At 71.7% G+C, this 18,293-nt stretch carries 17 protein-coding genes; 8 read left to right on the top strand and 9 right to left on the bottom strand.

What is annotated here, in order from left to right:
* Positions 1-153 precede the first annotated feature (153 nt).
* Complete coding sequence (locus BIV25_RS37755) at positions 154-1,680, top strand: CehA/McbA family metallohydrolase (protein ID WP_071377159.1); 1,527 nt, start codon at positions 154-156, stop codon at positions 1,678-1,680.
* Here the strand turns inward: BIV25_RS37755 and BIV25_RS37750 are convergent.
* Entirely contained in the window at positions 1,640-1,960 is a 321-nt protein-coding gene (locus tag BIV25_RS37750; RefSeq protein WP_256257071.1) for a hypothetical protein, read from the bottom strand. The two genes, BIV25_RS37755 and BIV25_RS37750, sit on opposite strands and share 41 nt — an antisense overlap.
* Positions 1,961-1,992: 32 nt before the next feature.
* A complete protein-coding gene (locus BIV25_RS37745) occupies positions 1,993-2,487 on the bottom strand; it encodes a protease inhibitor I42 family protein (protein ID WP_079177135.1) in 495 nt (164 codons plus the stop codon).
* A gap of 550 nt (positions 2,488-3,037) precedes the next feature.
* On the opposite strand from BIV25_RS37745, the gene BIV25_RS37740 reads away from it, so the two are divergent.
* On the top strand, positions 3,038-3,433 hold the full coding sequence (locus BIV25_RS37740) for a nitroreductase/quinone reductase family protein (RefSeq protein ID WP_071377061.1): 396 nt from the start codon (positions 3,038-3,040) through the stop codon (positions 3,431-3,433).
* 27 nt (positions 3,434-3,460) lie between these two features.
* On the opposite strand, the gene BIV25_RS37735 is transcribed toward BIV25_RS37740, so the two are convergent.
* The 6 genes from BIV25_RS37735 to BIV25_RS37710 all read right to left on the bottom strand — a co-directional run bounded on the left by BIV25_RS37735 (position 3,461) and on the right by BIV25_RS37710 (position 11,139).
* Complete coding sequence (locus BIV25_RS37735; RefSeq protein ID WP_071377060.1) at positions 3,461-4,912, bottom strand: aldehyde dehydrogenase family protein; 1,452 nt, start codon at positions 4,910-4,912, stop codon at positions 3,461-3,463.
* A complete protein-coding gene (locus tag BIV25_RS37730) occupies positions 4,909-6,639 on the bottom strand; it encodes an amidohydrolase family protein (protein WP_071377059.1) in 1,731 nt (576 codons plus the stop codon). The genes BIV25_RS37735 and BIV25_RS37730 overlap by 4 nt, the downstream gene beginning before the upstream one ends.
* A 14-nt stretch (positions 6,640-6,653) precedes the next feature.
* The gene (locus BIV25_RS37725) at positions 6,654-7,772 is read right to left on the bottom strand and encodes an LLM class flavin-dependent oxidoreductase (RefSeq protein ID WP_079177134.1); all 1,119 of its coding nucleotides are present in this window, start codon (positions 7,770-7,772) and stop codon (positions 6,654-6,656) included.
* Positions 7,773-7,906: 134 nt separating this feature from the next.
* The gene (locus BIV25_RS37720) at positions 7,907-8,677 is read right to left on the bottom strand and encodes an SDR family NAD(P)-dependent oxidoreductase (RefSeq protein WP_071377057.1); all 771 of its coding nucleotides are present in this window, start codon (positions 8,675-8,677) and stop codon (positions 7,907-7,909) included.
* A 306-nt stretch (positions 8,678-8,983) separates the two neighbouring features.
* Positions 8,984-9,889, bottom strand: coding sequence for an LLM class F420-dependent oxidoreductase (locus BIV25_RS37715; protein ID WP_071377157.1), 906 nt, complete (start codon positions 9,887-9,889; stop codon positions 8,984-8,986).
* Between the two features lie 17 nt (positions 9,890-9,906).
* On the bottom strand, positions 9,907-11,139 hold the full coding sequence (locus BIV25_RS37710) for an amidohydrolase family protein (RefSeq protein ID WP_071377056.1): 1,233 nt from the start codon (positions 11,137-11,139) through the stop codon (positions 9,907-9,909).
* A 190-nt stretch (positions 11,140-11,329) separates the two neighbouring features.
* Between BIV25_RS37710 and BIV25_RS37705 the strand changes: the two genes are divergently transcribed.
* The 3 genes from BIV25_RS37705 to BIV25_RS51605 all read left to right on the top strand — a co-directional run bounded on the left by BIV25_RS37705 (position 11,330) and on the right by BIV25_RS51605 (position 15,094).
* A complete protein-coding gene (locus BIV25_RS37705; protein ID WP_071377055.1) occupies positions 11,330-14,305 on the top strand; it encodes a BTAD domain-containing putative transcriptional regulator in 2,976 nt (991 codons plus the stop codon).
* Positions 14,306-14,525: 220 nt separating this feature from the next.
* Positions 14,526-14,738 carry a hypothetical protein gene (locus BIV25_RS37700; protein WP_071377054.1) on the top strand — a complete coding sequence of 71 codons (213 nt, stop codon included), beginning with the start codon at positions 14,526-14,528 and terminating at the stop codon, positions 14,736-14,738.
* A 185-nt stretch (positions 14,739-14,923) separates the two neighbouring features.
* On the top strand, positions 14,924-15,094 hold the full coding sequence (locus tag BIV25_RS51605; protein WP_177235549.1) for a hypothetical protein: 171 nt from the start codon (positions 14,924-14,926) through the stop codon (positions 15,092-15,094).
* Between the two features lie 9 nt (positions 15,095-15,103).
* On the opposite strand, the gene BIV25_RS37695 is transcribed toward BIV25_RS51605, so the two are convergent.
* Positions 15,104-15,751 carry an ATP-binding protein gene (locus tag BIV25_RS37695; RefSeq protein WP_071377053.1) on the bottom strand — a complete coding sequence of 216 codons (648 nt, stop codon included), beginning with the start codon at positions 15,749-15,751 and terminating at the stop codon, positions 15,104-15,106.
* Positions 15,752-15,870: 119 nt separating this feature from the next.
* Between BIV25_RS37695 and BIV25_RS37690 the strand changes: the two genes are divergently transcribed.
* Genes BIV25_RS37690 through BIV25_RS53570 form a run of 3 tightly spaced genes read left to right on the top strand, consistent with a single transcriptional unit; the run spans position 15,871 to position 18,016 of the window.
* Positions 15,871-16,722 (top strand): helix-turn-helix transcriptional regulator, encoded by an 852-nt coding sequence (locus BIV25_RS37690; RefSeq protein WP_071377052.1) that lies wholly within the window; start codon positions 15,871-15,873, stop codon positions 16,720-16,722.
* Positions 16,703-16,906 (top strand): DUF397 domain-containing protein, encoded by a 204-nt coding sequence (locus tag BIV25_RS37685; protein ID WP_071377051.1) that lies wholly within the window; start codon positions 16,703-16,705, stop codon positions 16,904-16,906. Before BIV25_RS37690 ends, BIV25_RS37685 begins: the two co-directional genes overlap by 20 nt.
* Positions 16,907-16,960: 54 nt before the next feature.
* Positions 16,961-18,016, top strand: coding sequence for a hypothetical protein (locus BIV25_RS53570; RefSeq protein WP_071377050.1), 1,056 nt, complete (start codon positions 16,961-16,963; stop codon positions 18,014-18,016).
* The last annotated feature ends 277 nt before the right edge of the window (positions 18,017-18,293 follow it).

Raw genomic sequence — 18,293 nt, 5'->3', positions numbered from 1 at the left:
TACCGGGGATGGCGCGAAGTGTCCATACCGACTGGTCGGCATCCTATGTCGTCCCGTGTCCCGCCTTCCGTGTCGCCGCGCACCGGGATACGGATGCCTGTGGATTCCCTTTTCTTCCGGGGACGTTCACGTCGGGAGGGGACAGTGAGCACCATGTGTGACGACACGCACGATCACGCCCATGGCATCGGCAGACGCGCGCTGTTCGTGACGGGAGCCGCGGCTGCCCTTACGTTGGGAAGCGTGAGCTTCGCAGCGGCGGACGGGCAGGACCACGAGACGCGGACGGTACGCGGAACGCTGCCGCCCGGCTCCCCCGACTTCGTGTACGTCCCGGTCGAAGTCCCGGCCGGCGTACGGGAGATCAGGGTCTCCTACACCTACGACAGGCCCTCGGTCCCGGCCGGCACCCAGGGCAACGCGCTCGACATCGGCCTCTTCGACGACCACGGCACCGACCTGGGCGGCCGGGGCTTTCGCGGCTGGTCCGGCGGGGCGCGCACGGAGTTCTTCGTCCGGGCCGACGACGCGACCCCCGGGTACGTCCCCGGCCCGGTGCGGGCAGGCACCTGGTACGTCGCGCTGGGCCCCTACACGGTGGCGCCGCAGGGCCTCGCCTACGAGCTGACGATCACGCTGACCTACGGCACGGCCGGGACGACCCCGCGGCCCGTCTATCCGCCGTCCCGGGCGAAGGGGCGGGGCCGGGCCTGGTACCGGGGCGACTGCCATCTGCACTCCTGGTACTCCGACGGCCGCCGCACCCCGGCCGAGATCGCGGCCCTCGCGCGGGCGGCGGGCCTGGACTTCATCAACTCCTCGGACCACAACACCCACTCCGCGCACCCGCACTGGGCGGACCAGGCGGGCGACGACCTGCTGATCATGCTCGGCGAGGAGGTCACCACCCGCAACGGCCACGTGGTCGCGCTCGGCACCGAGCCCGGCACCTTCGTGGACTGGCGCTACCGCGCCCGGGACAACCGCTGGGCCCGCTTCGCCCGGGACATCCGGCGCGCCGGCGGCCTGGTCGTCCCCGCCCACCCGCACGCCACGTGCGTCGGCTGCGGCTGGAAGTTCGGCTTCGCCGAGGCGGACGCCGTGGAGGTGTGGAACGGCCCGTACACCCCGGACGACGAGATCACGCTGGCCGACTGGGACAACCAGCTGGTCGCCTCCGTACGGCAGGGGCGGGCCTGGCTCCCGGCGATGGGCAACAGCGACGCACACCGCGACCCGGACGCCGTCGGCTCGCCCCAGACCGTCGTCCTCGCCGACGACCTGACCCGGGAGGCGATCCAGGAGGGCATCCGCGCGGGCCGCTCGTACGTGGCCGAGTCGAAGAACGTGACCCTCGGCTTCACGGTGTCGGGCGGACGCGGGCAGCAGGCGGGCATCGGGGAGCGGCTGGACGTGGCCGCCGACACCCCGGTGACCGTACGGCTGGAGGTCTCGGGGGCCCCGCGCTGCTCGATCCGCTTCGTCACTGACCAGGGCGTGCTGTTCACCAGCGATCCACTGCCGGTGGCGGGCACGGGCACGGTCGAGTGGCGTACGACGCCCTCCTACGCGGCCTACGTGCGCGCCGAGGTGCGGCACGAGACGGCGGCCGGACCGGTGCCGGGAGCGCTGGCCGCGTTCACGAACCCGGTGTTCCTCGGGACGCCCGGCGAGTCATGACGGTCAGCTCCGCCCGGTCCTCGCCAACCGCCGCCTCCGGATGCGGCAGCGGCTCGGGGAGCCCGGCGGCGTAGGCGAGGCCGCCGGCCCGGACGGTGTCGGCGAGGAAGGCCACCGAACGCGGCTGGGTGCCGAGGCGGTCGAGCAGCACGGCCGCGCCCGCGGCGCCGTCGCCGAACAGGGCGGTGCGCCGGGGGCCGGGCGGTGCGGTCAGGCCGTAGCGGAGCAGCACGCCCATGTCGAGCCGGGCCAGTTCGTCGTCCGTGCGGTCGGGGTTCACGGCGGTCTCGGAATCGCTCTCGGCGGGTCGGCTCAGCGGACGGTGACGGTGTAGACGACGCGCTCGGGCGCGGACTCCCGGTACGGGGCGGTCGACGCCGGAGCCGGCGTACCGTCGCCGTCGCCGCAGGTGGTGGCGAACGTGCAGTGGGTCAGCACGATCCGGGTGCTGCCCCGGCCGGTCGCCTCGAAGGTGAACGTGAGGCTGCTGCCGCCGCCCACCAGGTGTTTGTCGCCGGAGTCCGACGCGCTGTGCTGCCCCCGGTCGCGGACCACCGCGGCGTCCGGCCGGGGGGCGGACAGGTACCAGTGCTCGCGGGCGGAGGCGTTCTCGTGGACGGTGAGCGTGAAGCGCTCCCCGACCTTCGTGGTGATGCGGGATTCGCCGGTGGGGTGCGCGACGGGGGTGGGCGCGGCGGTGCCCGACCCGCAGCCCGCGACGAGCGCGAGCAGCCCGGCCGCCGCGACGGCGCCGCCCGCCCGACTTCGCCGTCGGAAGGTACACGCTGTACGCGTCGTTGAGTCCACTGTCCGCTGCCTTGCTCATGTGTCCGTCGATGAGGTCGTTCTCGCTGACCCAGGTCGTCGAGCCCCAGGGGTTGCAGACCTGCAGCTTGTCGCCCTGCTGCGCGATGATGGTCGCGGGCATGGTGCTGACGGAGCCGTCGCCGACCCGCACACTGCGGACACTCGCGTCGACGAGGCTGTCGCCGCCGTGGTAGGCGCCCTTCGCCAGCCGTACCTTGTCGGCCAGTTCGTGCAGCGCCGATTCCACGGCCTTTGCCTCCGCCTCCCCGGCGGCGGCGCCATGTAGCACATGCCGGGCTGGATCGCCCGGCCGATCCGGCCCGCGTCGTCGCCCGCGGCGTCCAGGTCCTTCGCCGGTCCGGACATCCCGGACCTGACCGTGGAGCCGTCCGAAGACGCGCCCATCAGGCTCCCCCGTTGAAATGATCACGACCGCGGGGGAGGCTAACACGCGACAGCCGACCGAAAGTCCGGGTGTCACGCGCCCCGCACCGAGTCGACACACCATCCCCGCCGCGACACCGCGCCATCAGACCGGGAGAGCAACGGCATGCCAGCCTCCGCAGACCGCAAGCACCGCATCGTGACCGCCTTCCAGCGGCGTATCGCCAACCCCCTCAACCGGCGGCTGCCGTTCCAGACCCTCCTGGAGACCACCGGCCGCACCTCCGGCCTGCCCCGGCAGACCCCGGTCGGGGGCCGTCGGGTCGGTGAGTCCTTCTGGCTGGTCTCCGAGTTCGGGCAGAAGTCGCAGTACGTACGCAACATCCAGGCCGACCCGAAGGTCCGCGTCCGCCTCGCCGGCCGCTGGCACCACGGCACCGCCCACCTCCTCCCCGACGACGACCCCCGCACCCGCCTGAGCGCCCTCCCCTTCTTCAACAGCACGGCGGTACGGGCGTTCGGCACGGACCTGCTGACGGTGCGCGTGGATCTGGAGGACTGAGACAGGGCGGCGCGGGAGCGGCGGGGGTCACCCCGGCCACACGATCGCCTGCACCTCGCTGTAGGCGTGCAGGGCGTACGAGCCCACGTCGCGGCCCACCCCGCTCTTCTTGAAGCCGCCGAACGGGGCCTCCATGTTGCGGCCGACCGTGTTGATGCCGACCCCGCCGGCCCGCAGCCGCCGGGCGACCCGGAAGGCGCGGGCGACGTCGCCGGACCAGACGTAGTCGATGAGGCCGTAGTCGGAGTCGTCGGCGAGGGCCACCCCCTCGTCCTCGTCGTCGAAGGGGACGACCACCACGACCGGGCCGAAGATCTCCTCGCGGGCCACCCGCATGTCGTTGGCGCAGTCGGCGAGGAGGGTGGGGGCCACGTAGAACCCGCGCTCCAGCGGCGGCCGTTCACCGCCGGCGACCACCGTCGCGCCCTCCTTGCGGCCCAGGTCGACGTACGACTCGACCCGCGCCCGGTGCTCCGCCGAGATCACCGGACCGACCACCGTGTCCGGCGCGGCCGGGTCGCCGATCCTCAACCGGCGTGCGTACTGCGCCAGTTGGTCGACCAGCCGCTCGTACACCCCGCGCTGCGCCAGCACCCGCGTCGGCGCGGTGCAGATCTGGCCGCTGTAGAAGGAGAACGTGGTGCCGATGCCCGCGACGGCGGAGGCGAGATCGGCGTCGTCGAAGACGAGGGCCGCGCCCTTGCCGCCCAGCTCCATCAGCTGGCGCCGCATGTCCCGCCCGCACACCTCGGCGATGCGCCGGCCGACGGCCGTGGAGCCGGTGAAGCTGACCATGTCGACGTCCTCGGACGCGACCACCGCCTCGCCCACGGCCACGTCCCGCCCGGAGACCACGTTCACCACGCCCGGCGGCGCCCCGGCCGCCTCCAGCGCCTCGGCCATCCGGTAGACGGACAGCGGGTCCTGCGGGGCGGGCTTCACCACCACCGTGTTGCCCATGGCCAGCGCCGGGGCGACCTTTCCGGCCGGGTTGGCCCAGGGGTTGTTGTACGAGGTGATGCAGGTGACGACGCCGACGGGCTGCCGCAGCGCCAGCGCGCCCATCACGCCGGCCTTCCCCATCGGCCCGGCCTCGTTGATCTGCGGTGTGATCGCCCACTCGGCGCTCTCCACGCTCGCGTACCGGCGGAACCGGGCGGCGGCCACCCCGACCTGCATGGCCCGGGCGGTCGCGGTGGTCGCCCCGGTCTCGGCGCGGGCGAGCTCGGCGTACGGCACCAGCCGGCCGCGGATGATCTCCGCCGCCCGCGCCAGCACCGCCGCCCGCTCCTGCGGCCGGGTCCGCGACCACGGCCCGAACGCCTCCCGGGCCGCCGCGCAGGCCGCCCTGGCCTGCTCCGGCGAGGCCTCCGGCGCCCGGCCGACGGTCTCCTCGGTGGCCGGGTCGGTCACCGGGTAGTACCCGCCGTCCGGCTCCGCCCACCGGCCGCCGACGAACAGCCGCTGCCCGTCGCTCACCGCGTCCCCACCGTCCGCGTGTCGGTCCCCGAGCGCAGCACCTTGCCGGGTACGGCGCCGCTCACCACGTCGTCCCGGATCGCCTCGACCCCGTTGACCCACACGGCCCGGACGCCGATGGCCGCCGAGTCCAGCCGGGGGCTGTCGCCCGGCAGGTCGTGCACGAGCCGCGCCTGCCCGGCGTCGATCCGCTCCGGGTCGAACAGGACCAGGTCGGCGTGGAAGCCCTCGCGGATCCGGCCCCGCTCCCGCAGCCCGAACAGCCGCGCCGGATCGTCGGTCAGCATCTGCACCGCCCGCTCCAGACCGACCAGCTTCCGCCGGCGCAGACAGTCCCCGAGGAACCGGGTCGTGTACGGCGCCCCGCACATCCGGTCCAGGTGCGCCCCGGCGTCGGAGCCGCCGAGCAGGACGTCCTCGTGCTGCCAGGTCTCGGCGCGCAGTGCCCAGGAGGCGGGGTCGTTGTCGGTCGGCATCGGCCACAGCACCGTGCGCAGTTCGTCGGCCGCGCAGATCTCCACCAGGCAGGCGAAGGGGTCGAGCCCGCGCTCCTCGGCGATGTCCCGCACCACCCGGCCGCTCAGGCCCTGGTTGGCCTCGCTGTAGGTGTCCCCGATGACGTACCGCCCGAAGTTCGCGAGCCGCCGGAAGACCCCCGCCTCCTTGGACCGGGCCCGCCGCAGCATCTCCGCCCGGACCTCCGGGTCCCGCAGCCTGGCGATCCGCTCGGGGACCGGCAGCGCGAGAATCGGCCCCCATCCGGGGATCAGGTTGAGGGCGCAGAAGGTGCCCAGGGACATGTTCATCGGGGTCAGGATGGGCATGGTGAGCGCCACGATCCGCCCGCCCGCCTTCCGCGCCCGCTCGCTCGCGCTCAGCTGCCGGGGCACCCGCTCCGGTACGGCCGCGTCGACGGTGAGCACGTTCCAGTTGAGCGGCCGCCCGGCGACCGCGCTCATCTCCACGAGCAGATCGATCTCGTCGTCACTGAACTGGTCCAGGCACCCGGCGACGATCGCCTCGATCTGCGTGCCCTCGTGCTCCCCGACCGCCCGCGCCAGGGCGAGCAGTTCGGCGGGCCGTGCGTGCCGGGAGGCGACCGGCCTGCCGTCGCCGTCGGAGTGGGTGCTGGACTGGGTGGTGGAGAACCCCCAGGCGCCCGCGTCCATCGCCTCGTGCAACAGCCGTACGATCTCGGCCAGTTGCTCCTCGTTCGGCTGCCCGCCGACCGCGTCCGGCCCCATCACGTGCCGCCGCAGCGCGCAGTGCCCGACCATGAAGCCCGCGTTGACGGCGATCCGGCCGTCGAGCGCGTCCAGGTACTCCCCGAAGGAGTTCCAGTTCCAGGGCGCCCCCTCCTCCAGCGCGACCAGGGACATCCCCTCCACCTTGGACATCATCCGGCGCGTGTAGTCGGCGTCCTCGGGGCGGGCGGGGTTCAGCGGGGCGAGGGTGAACCCGCAGTTCCCGGCGGCGACCGTGGTCACCCCGTGGTTGAGCGACGGGGTGGCGTACGGGTCCCAGAAGAGCTGGGCGTCGTAGTGGGTGTGGGGGTCCACGAAACCGGGGGCGAGGACGAGACCTGCGGCGTCCTCGGCGGTGCGGGCCTCCTCGGTGACCTCGCCGACGGCGGCGATACGGCCGTCCCGGATGCCGACGTCGGCGGTGCGGGCGGGGGCGCCGGTGCCGTCGACGACGGTGGCGCCCTTGATCACGTGGTCCAGCATTCCCGCGAACCCCCTCAGACCGCTTGCCGGAACCGGCTCGTCCGGTGCACGGGATCCGTGTCGATCTTCGGGATCACGTGCTCGCCGATCAGCCGTATCGTCTGCAGCGTCTCCTCCTTCGGCACCCCCACCGGCAGCCCGAAGCTGAGCTGGTCCGCGCCCGCCTGCTCCCAGCGCTTGCACTGGCGCAGCACCTCGTCCGGGTCACCGCAGATCAGCAGCTCCTCCTCGATCAGCAGCTCCACGAACTCCGGGGTGTACGGGGGCAGCGTCTCCGGCCAGACCGGGAAGCCCTCCGGCCGGGGGAAGGTGTCGTGGTACCGGAAGACCAGCGACGGCAGGTAGTGCAGCCCGCCGCCGACCGCGATCCGGATGGCCTCCTCGTGCGTGGGCGCGCAGATCGCGGTCGTCGTCACCATCACGTTGTCGTTCACGAAGTCACCGACCGGCTCGGCGTTCACGACCGCCGTCTTGTACTGCTCCAGCACCCACTCCATGTCGGAGACCTTCTGGATGCTGAAGCCGAGCACGCCGAGCCCCTTCTTCGCGGCCATGGCGTACGACGCCGGCGACCCGGCCGCGTACCACATCGCCGGGTGGGACTTCCCGTACGGCTTCGGCAGGACCTTCCGCGGCGGCAGCTGCCAGTGCTTGCCCTGGAAGCCCGCGTACTCGTCCTCGCGCCACATCTTGGGGAACTCGGCGATCGTCTCCTCCCAGATCTCCTTCGTGTAGTTCATGTCGGTCACTCCCGGTATGAACCCGAGGATCTCGTGGGACCCCGCGCCCCGCCCGCTGCCGAACTCGAAGCGGCCCTCACTGAGGTGGTCGAGCATGGCGACCTTCTCGGCGACCTTAACGGGGTGGTTGACCTGGGCGAGGGGGTTGAAGATCCCGGAGCCCAGGTGGATCCGGTCGGTCGCGTGCGCCAGGTAGCCCAGGAACACGTCGTTGGCGGACAGGTGCGAGTACTCCTCCAGGAAGTGGTGCTCGGAGGCCCAGGCGTACTTGAAGCCGGACCGGTCCGCCTGGATGACGTACTCGGTCTCCTCCATCAGCGCCTTGTGCTCGGCGAGCGGGTCGGTCGCGGCGCGCTTGCCCACGTATCCCTGTACAAAGAGCCCGAATTCCACGGCGGTTCACCATCCCGGTCCAGGTGGTCCTGCGAGTCCTGTGAGTCCTACGAACTTTCTGACGTACCGTCAGATTCGTCAATAGTTGACACTGTGTCAGATACCTGCCGGGCACCCGGCGGATCGGACGCGGATCAGATGACGCTGACCCCCGCCAGCCACCCGCCGTCGATCACGAACGGCTGCCCGGTGATGTACGAGGAGTCCGCCGAGGTCAGGAAGAGCGCCAGCCGGGCCACCTCCTCCGGCTGCCCGACCCGGCCGAGCGGCACGAGCTTGCGGTACAGCTCGTCCAGCGCGCGGCTCATCTCCTCCGGGTCGGCGTCCGGGTCCAGGCGGGCCGGGTTGGACATGGGGGTGTCGATGGCGCCCGGACAGATCGCGTTGACCCGGATCCCCCGGCCGGCCAGCTCCAGCGCCGCGACCCGGGTCAGCCCCAGCACGGCGTGCTTGGTGGCGGCGTACGTGCCGACGGCCGCCATGCCGGTGAGCGCCGTGTAGGAGGCGGTGTTGACGATCGTGCCGCCGTCCGGCAGCTCCGGCACGACCGCCTTCATACCCAGGAAACAGCCGACCTGGTTGACCCTCACGACCTGCATGAACTCGTCCAGCGGGGTGTCCGCGAGAGCGTTGAAGCGCAGGATGCCCGCATTGTTGACGAGCCCGTCGATGCGCCCGTAGGCCTCCTTCACGGCCCCGACGGCCGAACGCCAGCCGTCCTCGTCGCCCACGTCGAGGTGCACGTACAGCGCGCCGATCTCCTTCGCCAGGGCCTCGCCCTGCTCGTCCAGCACATCGGCGACGGCCACCCGCGCGCCCTCCGCCCGGAAGAGCCGCGCCTCCTGCTCGCCCTGCCCGCGGGCCGCCCCGGTGATGACGACGACCCGCCCGTCCAGCTTGCCCATGGAATCCTCCTCGACTGAGCCGGAGCCCGAACCCGGCTCCGAAGCCACATCTGAATCCGCCGCGCCTCCAGGGCCCGCCGCACACGGCCCGCGCGACGGCAGCCACCCGCCCGTCCAGCCGCCCCAGGCCCCCCTTCTCAGCCCAGCCCGGGTGCGACCTCGGCCCCGAACACCAAGATCTGATCGACGAGTTCGGCCCCACTCCAGCCGCGAAGCCACATCTGAGCCCACCCGCACCCCTGACTGCCGCACACAGCCCACGTAACGGCGAACACCCGCCCGTCCAGCCGCCCCAGGCCCCCCTTCTCAGCCCAGCCCGGGTGCGACCTCGGCCCCGAACACCAAGATCTGATCGACGAGTTCGGCCCGGCTCCGGCTGCGGAACCGCACCTGGATCTGGTCCACGCCCATCGCCCGGTACGCCCGCAGCGACGCGGCGATCTCCTCCGGCGCCCCGGTGAGGGTCCGCCGCCCGACCTCCCAGCCGGCCCGCCCGACGTACAGCGGCTCGGTGATGGCCCCGACGGTGAACGCCCCCTCGACGCCCGCCTCTTCGCGCAGCCGCCGGATGCGGGCGATCTGCGCGGGCAGCCGCTCCCGGGGATCCCCCTGCGGCAGCCAGCCGTCGCCCTTCAGGGCGGCCCGGCGCAGGGCGGGGGGCGAGGAGCCCCCGACCCAGAGCGGGACGTGCGGCTGGGCGGGCCGGGGCAGCTGGCCGAGCCCGGCGAAGTCGTAGAACTTACCGTGGTGTTCGGGGAACTCCGCCGGCCCGAGGGCGGCCCGCAAGGCATCGATCGTCTCGTCCAGCACCGCTCCGCGCCGCTCGAAGTCGGCCCCGACCGCCTCGAACTCCTCCCGCACGTGCCCGGCGCCCACCCCGAGGATCAGCCGGCCGCCGGAGAGGTGGTCGAGGGTGGCGTACTGCTTGGCGGTGAGGAGCGGGTGCCGCAGGCCGACGACGGCGACGTGGCTGAGCAGGCGCACCCGCCCGGTGACGGCGGCGAGGTGGGCGAGGGTCGCGACGGGGTCGTACCAGACCGTGCTCATGGCGCCGGCGAGGCGGCGCGGGATCGCCACGTGGTCGCAGACGGCGAGATAGCCGAACCCGGCCCGGTCCGCCGCCCGCGCGATCTCCACCAGGTCGGCGGGCCCGGCCCCGGCCTCCCACTCCTCGGCGTAGATCGTGCTCTGCGACTGGACGGGCAGCTGCATGCCGTGAGCGAGGGAGGTCACTTCGGCCCCCGCCACAACCCGTCCTCCGTCAGCCCCAGCAGCTCGATGGCGTTGCCGCGCACGATCCGCTCGACCACGTCGTCCGCCAGATGCCCCATCTGCGTCTCGGCGACCTCGCGGGACTTGGGCCAGGTGGAGTCGGAGTGCGGGTAGTCGGTCTCGTACAGGACGTTGCCGACGCCGATGGAGTCGAGGTTCCTGAGCCCGAAGGCGTCGTCGAAGAAGCAGCCGTAGACGTGGCCGGCGAAGGTCTCGGACGGCGGCCGGGTGACCTTGTCGGCGACCCCGCCCCACCCCCGGTTCTCCTCCCACACCACGTCGGCGCGCTCAAGGATGTACGGGATCCACCCGATCTGCCCCTCCGCGTACATCACCCTGAGGTTCGGGAAGCGCTCGAACTTCCCGCTCATCAGCCAGTCCACCATCGAGAAGCAGCAGTTGGCGAAGGTGATGGTGGAGCCGACGGCGGGCGGGGCGTCGGCGGAGGTGGAGGGCATCCGGCTGCTGGAGCCGATGTGCATCGCGACGACCGTGCCGGTCTCGTCGCACGCCGCGAGGAACGGGTCCCAGTCGTCGGCGTGCACGGACGGCAGGCCCAGGTGCGGCGGTATCTCGGAGAACGCGACGGCCCGCACGCCCCGTGCCGCGTTGCGCCGCACCTCCGCGGCGGCCAGCTCGGCGTCCCACAGGGGTATGAGGGTGAGCGGTATCAGCCGGCCGCGCGCCTGCGGCCCGCACCACTCCTCCACCATCCAGTCGTTGTAGGCGCGCACGCACAGCAGGCCGAGCTCCTTGTCCGCGGCCTCCGTGAAGGTCTGTCCGCAAAAGCGCGGGAAGGTCGGGAAGCAGACGGCCGACTGGACGTGGTTGACGTCCATGTCGGCGAGCCGGGCCGGAACGTCGTACGACCCGGCCCGCATCTGCTCGTACGTGATGACTTCGAGCCTGACCTCGTCGCGGTCGACGCCGACGGCGGTGTCGAGCCGGGTGAGCGGCCGCCGCAGGTCTTCGTAGACCCACCAGTCGCCGAGGGGGCCGTCCGCACTGCCGGGATCGCCCATGACGGGCCTGAACCGTCCGCCGAGGAAGGTCATCTCCTTCAGCGGCGCGCGCACGATCCGGGGTCCGACGTCCAGGTACTTCTTCGGCAGCCGGTCCTGCCAGACGGTGGCGGGCTCCACGGTGTGGTCGTCGACGGAGATGATCAGCGGGAACTGTGGTGTCTCCATGTCCCTCACGGTAGCGCCGATCTGACGACCCGTCAGCTACCGAGATGGGGTCCACTGTGTGCGAAGACCGTGTGAGGGCCTTGTGCACTCCGTCGCGCCGACCTGTGATCGCCGTCTCCCACGGCTGACGCAACCGCCCGGAACAAGGCAAACTGACGGGGTTGTTCGTGGACCCGAGGGGGACCAACGCATGGACGATGGGCCGCGAGTGCCTGAGCAGCGGCGCCCCGCCTCCGTGAACGTCACGGAGGCGCAGGCGCTGCGGTTCGGCGTACTCGGTCCGGTACGGGCCTGGCGCGGCACCGAGCCGCTGGGCACGGGCTCCCCGCAGCAGCGCGCCCTGCTGGCCGCCCTGCTGCTGCGCGAGGGCCGTACGGCGACCGCGGCGGAACTCATCGACGCCCTGTGGGGCGCCGAGCCGCCCTCACAGGCACTGGCCGCGCTGCGCACGTACGCCTCCCGGCTGCGCAAGGTGCTGGACCCCGGCGTGCTGGTCAGCGAGTCCGGCGGCTATGCCGTCCGGGGCCTGCGCGAGGGCGCCCTGGACCTGGCACAGGCGCAGGAACTGGCGGCACAGGCGGACAAGGCCCGCACCGCCGGAGACCTGCACCGGGCCCGCGACCTGCTGAACGACGCGCTCGGCCACTGGGACGGCGAACCCCTGGCGGGCGTGCCCGGACCGTACGCCGAGACCCAGCGCGTCCGCCTGGAGGAATGGCGCCTGGGCCTGCTCGAATCCCGCCTGGACATGGACCTGGAGCAGGGCTGCCACGCGGAGGCCGTCTCGGAACTGACCGCGCTGACCGCCGCCCACCCCCTCCGGGAACGCCTGCGCGAGCTGCTGATGCTGGCGCTCTACCGCAGCGGGCGGCAGGCCGAGGCGCTCGCCGTCTACGCCGACACCCGCCGCCTGCTCTCCGAGGAGCTCGGCGTGGACCCGCGCGCGGGCCTCAGCGAGCTGCAGCAGCGCATCCTCCAGGCCGACCCGGCGCTGGCGGAGCCCTCGTCCCCGTCGGCGGAACCGGCCGTCGGTGCGGTCCGCCCGGCCCAACTGCCCGCCTCCGTACCCGACTTCACCGGCCGGGAGCCCTTGGTCGCGGAACTGAGCGAGGTACTCGCCTCGGCGTCGGAGTCGGCGGACGCCGGCAACCGCGTGATGGCGGTCTCCGCGCTGGCGGGCATCGGCGGCGTGGGCAAGACGACCCTGGCGGTGCACGTGGCCCACCGGGCCCGCACGGCCTTCCCGGACGGCCAGCTCTACGTCGACCTCCAGGGCGCGGGCCCCCGCCCCGCCGAACCGGAGACGGTCCTGGGCTCGTTCCTGCGCGCGCTGGGCACGGCGGACTCGGCGATCCCGGACAGCATGGAGGAACGGGCGGCCCTGTACCGCTCGGTCCTGGACAGCCGGCGGGTACTGGTCCTGCTGGACAACGCCAAGGACGCCGCCCAGGTACGCCCGCTCCTGCCGGGCACGGAGGGCTGCGCGGCCCTGGTGACGTCCCGCGTCCGCATGGTCGACCTGGCAGGCGCCCACCTGGTGGACCTGGACGTGATGTCCCCCGAGGAGGCGCTGGCCCTCTTCACGAAGATCGTGGGCGAGGAACGGGTGGCGGCGGAGCGGGAGGCCGCACTGGACGTGGTCGCGGCATGCGGCTTCCTGCCGCTCGCGATCCGCATCGCAGCGTCGCGTTTGGCGGCCCGCCGCACCTGGACCGTCTCGGTCCTGGCCGCCAAGCTGGCCGACGAGCGCCGCCGCCTGGACGAACTCCAGGCCGGTGACCTGGCGGTGAAGGCGACGTTCGAGCTCGGCTACGGCCAGCTGGAGCCGGCTCAAGCACGGGCGTTCAGGTTGCTGGGCCTGGCCGACGGCCCGGACATCTCACTCGCGGCCGCTGCCGCCGTCCTGGACCTCCCGGCGGAGGAGACGGAAGACCTGCTGGAGTCCCTGGTGGACACGTCTCTGCTGGAGTCGGCGGCGCCCGGCCGCTACCGCTTCCACGACTTGGTCCGGCTCTACGCGCGTGCGTGCGCGGAGAGGGACGAACAGCCGCCGAGCGAACGGGAGGCGGCGATGTCCCGCCTGCTGGACTTCTACCTGGCGACGGCGGCACAGGTGTATGCGATGGAGCGGCCGGGGGACCGGTTGGTGGATCATCTGGAGCGCACGGAGTATCCGGGCCTGCGGTTGGAGGACCGGAAGCGAGCGCAGGACTGGCTGTACGCGGAGGCCGTCTCACTGCTGGCGTGCGTGCGGCAGTTCGCCCAGCCGGGCACACTGCCGCGCGCCATCGATCTGTTGTGGGCCGCGGTGGACCTGACCGAGTCGGGCGCCAACTCGCGGGAGTACGACGCCGCCGCCATCGCCCTGCTCGACGCGGCCCGGTCCTGCGGGAACCGGCATGCGGAGGTGCGGGCTTCGGTCGTCCTGGCCAACGCCCACCAGCTCTCGGGGCGGTTCGCGGAGGCGGATGACTCGGCCCTGGAGTCGTTGCGGCTGGGCGACTCCACCGGTGACGCGCTGGCCCGCTGCTGGGCGGCGAACATCCGTGGCGCCATGGCCTTCTACCAGCGCCGCTATGCCGACGCAGAGGAACTGCTCCAGCAGGCACTCGCCGACTTCCGGGACTGCGGTGACCGTGCCGGCGAGGCCAGCGTCCTGTGCAACCTGTCCCGTATCCATGTCGCCACCGGACGCCCGCAGAGCGCCGTGGAACTGGCCCAGCAGGGTGTCGGCATGTACGAGGGTCTGGGGCATGCCGTGAAGACCGCCAACGGGCGCTACGCCCTGGGTATGGCCCTCACGCAGAACGGCCTGCCCATCGAGGCCGCCGAGCGGCTGCACGAGGCGCTCACGGTCTTCCGGGAGAGCCGACAGCGATTGTGGGAGGGAATGACGCTGTTCCGGCTCGCCGAACTCGATCTGGCCGCAGGCCGGCACGCCCAGGCCTCGGTTAGCGCCGAGACGGCTGTGACCGTGCTACGGGGCATCGGCGGAGAGTGGCGGCGCGGGATGGTCCTCACCGTCCTCGGCCGGGCGCTGGCCGGCATCGGGCAGTCCGGACGGGCCCAGGTGTGCTGGCAGGAAGCCCTGTCCATCTACGAGTCGCTGCACTCCCCGGAGACCGAGACCGTCCGTGCGCTGCTGGCGCCGTCCGCCGCGGCCTGAAGTCAACGGGCAGGCGGACGGGCACGTTCATCGTTCGTTTATCGCGCCACGGCAGTCTCCTCCTGTCGATCCGTCGCGTCGGGGGGCAGACGGACCGACTGTGAGGTCGCCTACGCGAACAATCTAGGGTTAGGCGATCCGCGGCCCGTCCGGCTGTCCATCGGGGGAACGGCCGGACGGGCTCGACAGTCGAGAACAGCGCCAATGGGGAGGAAGCACCATGAGCGAGACCACGAAGGACGAGACCGTCACCCCGGACAACGTCCACATCACCGACGCCCCCGCCAAGGTGGCCGACACGGTGAGCACCGACAACGTCCACATCACCGACGCCCCGGCCAAGGGCACGGGTACGGTCACGACGGACAACGTCCACATCACCGACGCCCCGGTGACCACGGACAACGTCCACATCACGTCCGACCCCAGCTGAGCCACCTCCCACACGGGGGAACCGGCCGCGACGGCGCCGAGGGGGAGCCGTCGCGGCCGAGGTGTGTCTAGGGGTAAATCCAGGCCAATCCATGGCGGGAACCTTTCGATCTACTCGAACATTTGCCCCCCCCTTAGCGCTAGCGTCACGTGCGTTCGGAGATCACACCCCTAACAGGAGCTGAAGTGAGCCGTACCAAGAAGATCCTCGCCACCGCCGCCCTGGTGCTCGGCGCCACTGCTGCTGCCGTGAGCCCGGCGCTGGCCAACACCCACGCCACGATCACCACCCCTGACAACACCCACGCCACGATCGTGTCGCCGGACAACACCCACGCCACGGGCAGCCACAGCTGAACAACCACTTCAGCAGGGGCCGAGCCCGCGCTCGGCCCCGTCGGCGCATCCAGCGCCATCCAACTCGCACCACACCGTCTTGCCCTCCACCCCCCGCTCCACGCCCCAGCGCAGAGCCAGCGCCTCCAGCAGGGCGAGACCGCGTCCTTCCTCGTCGTCGAGCGCGGCGGACCGGGACAGGGGGAGGGCCTGCCCGGCCGGGTCCGTCACTTCGACGCGGATGTGATCACCGTCCGTCCGGGCCACCCGCACACGGACCGATGTCCCCTCCCCCACATGCCGGATCACGTTGGTGACGAGTTCGGTGACGCACAGTTCGGCATCCGGGCAGGGTGCGCCCAGATAGCGGCGAACGGTACGGCGAAGCCCCCGCAGCGCCTCCGGTACGGCGGGAAGCTCGACATCCAGTGGCGGCCGGCCCGGTGCCGCGTCGGAGCCCCGCAGCGCCGCCGCCAGCCTGCGCGCCATGGCGGCATTGCAGTTACCGAGCGCCACCAGGCCCGCCGGTGGCCGGTATGCGCCCGCGAAACTCGGCAGGTCCACCCGGAGGGACGGCAGGGTGACGCCGTGGGCGGACAGGGCGGCGCGCAGGTCATCCACGCAGAGGGTGATGTCGTAGACGGAGTTGCCGGAGTGACCGGCTTCGGACGACGGCATGGCTGCGTACGCCTCCCTGTGCTCTCTGTGAGGAAACGGTCACAGAGTGGCGTCTCCGCAGGTACCGTTTGAAGAGCTTTCGGCTACGCAGAGCAACAGGCAAACGGCGGTGATGAGTTGTGCCCCCACGCAAGGACCCCGACGCCTCGGCCAACGTCCCCTCCTTCTACGGCGCCGAGTTGCGCTACCGACGGGAACTGGCAGGGCTGACCCTGGAACAACTGGCGGAAGGAAGCTTCCGTGGCGTCCCTTTCCTGAGCCAGATCGAACGCGCCGAGCGCCGCATGCCGGTGGATCTGGCCCGGCATGTCGACAAGGTCCTGAAGACGGACGGGTTTTTCGAGCGGCGTTGTGAAGACGCGCGCAGGGCACGGCAGTCCGGGCATGCGGAGTACTTCGCGGATGTGGCGGAGATGGAGCAGCATGCGGAGACGATCGACGATTGGGCGCCCATGCTGGTGCCGGGGCTACTGCAAACGCAGGCCTACGCCGAGGCCGTCGTCCACACGTCACTGCCGTGGCTGCCGCCCGAGACGGTCGACAAGCAGGTCCAGGCCCGGTTGAAGCGGGCGGAGATCTGGAAACGCGAGGAGCGGCCGTCGTTCTGGGCTGTCCTGCACGAGTCCCTCGTCCACAAACCTCTCCTCCCGTCGGCGGAGATGGCGGTGCAACTGGAACACATCGTTCACGTGATCCGCTCCACGCAGGGCGTTCTGCAGATCCTCCCGGAAACGGCGCACGCCCACCCGTTCATGATGGGAATGATGCGGGTCATGACCTTCCCAGACGCACCACCGGTCGCCTACACCGAGGGCCTCCACAATGGCCAACTCATCGACTATCCAGCGCTCGTGAAGAACTACCGTAGGTCGTACGATCTGCTCAGGGCCGCGGCACTACCGCCAGAGGCGTCCCTGGCCATGGTCGAACAAGCGGCAGAGGACTACCGAGATGGCAAGCACCGGGACTGACCTGAGCACGGCTGTTTGGCGCAAGAGCAGCTACAGCAACGGAAGCGGCGGCGAGTGCGTCGAAGTCTCCGACGCTCACCCTGGCGTGGTCCCCGTCCGCGACTCGAAGAAGGCGCAGGGCGGACCGGTGCTCCTCTTCCCGCCCCTCGCCTGGCACGCCTTCGTCGGCTCGCTCAAGGGCTGAGCAGGGTTATCCACAGGGCAAGCGGCAGGGCGTGGTTTCTGCGATCTTGCCCTGGTGGAGCGCAGGGACCTGAGGGCGCTGGCGGACAGGGGCGTCCTGCTCACCTCACGTGCCGTCGAGGCCGGCTGGCCCCGGCGCGGTCTCACGCGTGCGCTGCGCGCGAAGGGTTGGACCCAACTCCGGCGTGGCGCCTGGGCGGAGCCGGGCCGCGACCCCGACCTGCTCACCCGGCTCCGGGCGGTGCTGTTCCGCGAACCCCGGCTGATCGTGAGCCACGGTTCGGCGGCTGCCCTCTGGCGCATCGAGTTGCTCGGCGGCAGCCGTGGTAGCCGTAAGGCGCCGTTGGAGTTCATTGATCCAGAGCTCACTCTCCGCCGTATGAGCAACGGCGTACGCGTACACCGCCTGCTTCTCGACCCGGCGGACGTGGTGGAACGGCAGGGGCTGCGCCTCACCAACCCCACCCGTACGGTCACCGACCTGCTCCGACGCGGTCCGAGGAACGAGGCGGTCGTCGCCGTGGACTCGGCGCTGACCTACCGCAGGGTCGGACACGTCCGCCGGGCACTCCTCACCCGGTGGGACGACGTCGTGGCCGCGCTGGAGTCCGCGGGGCAGGCTCAGGGCTCGGTACGGGCCCGGCGTTGGCTGCGCCTGTGCGACCCACGCGCCGGTTCCCCGGCGGAGACGGTTGCCCGACTCCGTATGTACGACGCTGCTCTTCACCCCGAGAGCCAGGCCGAGCTGCGTACACCGGAGGGACGCCATCGCACCGTCGATTTCCTGTTCCGGGCGGCGGGATTGGGCGTGGAGATCGAGGGCTACGCCTACCGCGGCACCCGTGACGCCCACCGCCAGGACATCGCCCGCTTCAACCAGCTCCTGCGGTGCCCGGAGATCCGCGGCCTCCTCCGCTTCAGCGCCGAGGACGTTTTCCACCGCCCTGCGTACATGGTCGAGGAGATCAGGGCCACCCTTGCCGACCTCACCGGGGTTGGCCCTACCGCCAGTTGCCTCGCGGTCCGGGGCCGGGGAGACGCATCCGCGCCTCGCCTGCACGCCCGGCAGGCTCGGCGATTGCGGCCGAGTGGGGGTGAGGGGAGGGGCTGAGGGGAGAAGGCGGAGGCGCGGGAGGGCGAGGGGAGGCGGGGGCTCGGGCGGGCTGGGAAGCGGAGGGAGGGGGGGATGTGGGGAAGGAGAGGCAGCGGGGACTGGATGGCAGTGATCGGGGAGCAATTGGAACGTTTGGGCCATCCTCATGGCCAGGGCCCCGCCACCCCCTGCACCAACCGCCCCTATCCATCCCCCCTCCCATTCCCAGCCCGCCCAAATCATCCAATTGCCCTTTCTCTCGTGACTGGTAGGAGTGGTGTGACTGACGAGGCTG

The organism is Streptomyces sp. MUSC 14 (assembly GCF_001866675.1).
Classification (GTDB): Bacteria; Actinomycetota; Actinomycetes; order Streptomycetales; family Streptomycetaceae; genus Streptomyces.
This window is presented reverse-complemented; position numbering and strand designations above follow the sequence as displayed.

What these genes read in the sequence shown, in the direction of transcription:
- BIV25_RS37730 (WP_071377059.1), bottom strand. Translation starts at nt 6,639, where the DNA reads ATGCTGGACCACGTGATCAAGGGCGCCACCGTCGTCGACGGCACCGGC.
- BIV25_RS37720 (WP_071377057.1), bottom strand. Translation starts at nt 8,677, where the DNA reads ATGGGCAAGCTGGACGGGCGGGTCGTCGTCATCACCGGGGCGGCCCGC.
- BIV25_RS37710 (WP_071377056.1), bottom strand. Translation starts at nt 11,139, where the DNA reads ATGGAGACACCACAGTTCCCGCTGATCATCTCCGTCGACGACCACACC.
- BIV25_RS37740 (WP_071377061.1), top strand. Translation starts at nt 3,038, where the DNA reads ATGCCAGCCTCCGCAGACCGCAAGCACCGCATCGTGACCGCCTTCCAG.
- BIV25_RS37715 (WP_071377157.1), bottom strand. Translation starts at nt 9,889, where the DNA reads ATGCAGCTGCCCGTCCAGTCGCAGAGCACGATCTACGCCGAGGAGTGG.
- BIV25_RS37705 (WP_071377055.1), top strand. Translation starts at nt 11,330, where the DNA reads ATGGACGATGGGCCGCGAGTGCCTGAGCAGCGGCGCCCCGCCTCCGTG.
- BIV25_RS37700 (WP_071377054.1), top strand. Translation starts at nt 14,526, where the DNA reads ATGAGCGAGACCACGAAGGACGAGACCGTCACCCCGGACAACGTCCAC.
- BIV25_RS37755 (WP_071377159.1), top strand. Translation starts at nt 154, where the DNA reads ATGTGTGACGACACGCACGATCACGCCCATGGCATCGGCAGACGCGCG.
- BIV25_RS37685 (WP_071377051.1), top strand. Translation starts at nt 16,703, where the DNA reads ATGGCAAGCACCGGGACTGACCTGAGCACGGCTGTTTGGCGCAAGAGC.
- BIV25_RS37695 (WP_071377053.1), bottom strand. Translation starts at nt 15,751, where the DNA reads ATGCCGTCGTCCGAAGCCGGTCACTCCGGCAACTCCGTCTACGACATC.